Source organism: Rhodococcus sp. 852002-51564_SCH6189132-a (genome assembly GCF_001665495.1).
In the GTDB taxonomy this organism is placed as follows: Bacteria; Actinomycetota; Actinomycetes; order Mycobacteriales; family Mycobacteriaceae; genus Rhodococcus; species Rhodococcus pyridinivorans.
Window position 1 is genome coordinate 1 of the sequence record NZ_LZMJ01000020.1, and the last position, 1,417, is coordinate 1,417.

Consider the following 1,417-nt stretch of genomic DNA (forward strand, 5'->3'; position numbering starts at 1 on the left):
CTCCGTCGCGCAGGGTGCGGTAGACCTCGATCAGGTGGTCGGTGGACGCGTCGCCGGTGTCGGGGATCTCGTCGCCGGCGAGCACCGTCTGCAGGGCGGTGGCCTGGGTCTTGCCGAGTTCGACGCCCCACTGGTCGAACGAGTCGATCCCCCACACGACGCCTTGGACGAAGGTCTGATGTTCGTAGAAGGCGATGATCTGCCCGACCACCGACGGGGTCAGTTCCGGGGCGAGGATCGTCGTCGACGGCCGATCCCCGGGCATCACCTTGTGCGCCACCAACGCCTCGTCGACGCCGTCGGCGCGGACCTCGTCGGCATCACGCCCGAAGGCCAACACTTTGGCCTGGGCGAACATGTTCGCCAGCAACAACACCTGCATGCTGGTCTGCCCGTCGCGGGCGGGCAGGTCGTCGCCGCTACGGGCCAGGCCGAGAAAGTCGACGGGGACGATCTCGGTGCCCTGGTGCAACAGCTGGAAGAAGGCGTGCTGACCGTTGGTGCCGGGCTCACCCCAGAACACCTCCCCGGTCGGACACGCCACCGGTGTGCCGTCGGCGCGCACGGATTTGCCGTTCGATTCCATGGTCAGCTGCTGCAGATAGGCCGGCAGCCGCGCCAGATCCTGCGCATAGGGCACCACCGCGCGCGACCGATATCCGAGGATGCTCGCATTCCACACCCCGATCACCCCCGCCAGCAACGGTGCATTCTGTGCCGGCTGCGCGGTGGCGAAGTGGGTGTCGATGGTGTGCATGCCGGCGAGGAACTCGGCGAACCGCTCGCGTCCGATGGCGCACATCACCGCCAGCCCGATCGCCGAGCCGACCGAATAGCGGCCGCCGACCCAGTCCCAGAACTCGAACATGTTCGCCGGGTCGATGCCGAACTCGACCACCCGCTCGGTGTGCGTCGACACCGCGACGAAATGCTTGGCCACGGCGTCTTCACCGAGGGCGTCGACGAGCCAGCGGCGGGCGGCGGTGACGTTGGAGAGGGTTTCGAGGGTGGAAAACGTCTTCGACGCGACGATGAACACGGTCGTCGCCGGGTCCAGGTCGGCCAGCGCCGCGGTCAGATCGGCGGGGTCGACGTTGGAGACGAACCGCGTCGCCGGCCCGTCGTGGAAGCGCCGCAGTGCGCGGGTGACCATCGCCGGGCCGAGATCGGAGCCGCCGATGCCGATGTTGACCACCGTGGTGATCTGCTGCCCGGTGGCGCCGCGCCAGTCGCCGCTGCGGAGGCGGTCGGTGAACTCGCCCATCCGGTCGAGCACGGCGTGGACATCGGCGACGACATCGACCCCGTCGACGATCAACTGCGCATCGCGGGGCAGACGCAGGGCGGTGTGCAGCACCGCCCGATCCTCGGTGACGTTGATGTGCGCACCCGAGAGCATCGCCTCCCGAGCCGCGGC

1 protein-coding gene is annotated in these 1,417 nt (G+C 68.8%); it reads right to left on the minus strand.

Annotated elements, in window-relative coordinates; translation table 11 throughout:
* On the minus strand, positions 1–1,417 hold a 1,417-nt coding region (gene pgi, locus A5767_RS04090; protein ID WP_064851714.1), incomplete at both ends, for a glucose-6-phosphate isomerase.